Below are 1,092 nucleotides of genomic sequence, written 5' to 3'. Positions count from 1 at the left end.
GAGGCCTACCCCCTTCCCCATACATCCTGCGTCGGTGAACGACACACCCCGCAGTCAACCGCACGCCCCCGCGGAAGCAGAGCACATCTGCAGAGCACATTTCACGCCGCTCTGTGCGGTAGCCCCGAAACACAAAAATCACCGCCGACCCACTACCCATTCAGGTAGGGATCGGCGGTGATTCATTTCAACTCACCAGCCAGAGCCAGCGACCACTCCCCCTGGGGAGCAGCCCTGCCAGCTCACAGGCCAGCGGCAGCCGCTCAATCTTTACTGAGCGTTCTTGCCCTCAGCCTCGGAAGAACCCTTGTCCTCCTTGGACTTGGAGGAAGAGCTGCTGTTCTCATCCTTGCCCTTCGAGGAACCCTTGGAAGAAGAACCGTTGTTCTCGTCCTTGCTCTTCGAGGAACCCTTGGAAGAGGAACCCTTGTCACCGTCGGGCTTAGAGGAAGAACCCTTACCGAAGATGCTGGACACCTCGACATTGGTCTGGGTCTTGGTGTTGCCCGGACCACACTTGGTAGCAATGGTCGTAATCGCAGCGATGCCGTAAGCAAGCACCGCCAGTCCGCCGAGAACCTGGTTCAGGTTTGCACCTGCGCCCTTCAGCTGCGCATCGAAGTCAGCGGCAGCCTTAGCCAAACGCGGATCCATAATGCCCAGCTGGTTCTGCAGAGCAGTATTCGCATCCTGAATCTGACGGCCAACCTGACCCTGGATCTCCTTCAGACCCGGGATCGAAGTCTGGGACGCAATACCCAGCGGAATCAGAGCCAGCAACGGCAGACCGAAACCAATCAAAGACTCGGTGCAACCCTCACGCTCAGAAGAGCTGATCGGCTTCTCCGTGATCTTCACCTCGACGGTGTCGATAACCTTGCCGTCCTTGTCCTTGACAACAACCTTAATCTTGTCGCCCGGCTTCGCATCCTTACCCGGGGTAACCGTGATCTTGCCGTTCTCGTCAATCTCAGCAGTACCCGGACCATCGATCTCAACCGTGGTGCCATCCTCAACCGGACCACCAGTATTCGGAATCTCAACCGGCTTATCCGGAGTCGTCTTAGAGTCCTCCCAATCCGGCTTCTTCGA

Annotated in this window: 1 pseudogene; it reads right to left on the bottom strand. The window is 57.6% G+C overall.

Annotation, left to right across the window (positions count from 1 at the left end):
* Positions 1-270: 270 nt before the first annotated feature.
* A pseudogene (locus M3G19_RS11790) lies at positions 271-1,092 on the bottom strand (hypothetical protein); the annotation flags it as partial.

Origin of the sequence: Corynebacterium sp. p3-SID1194 (genome assembly GCF_025144155.1) — a bacterium.
Lineage (GTDB): Bacteria > Actinomycetota > Actinomycetes > Mycobacteriales > Mycobacteriaceae > Corynebacterium.
The sequence above is the reverse complement of the archived record's forward strand: the minus strand, read 5'-3'. Positions and strand labels throughout refer to the sequence as shown.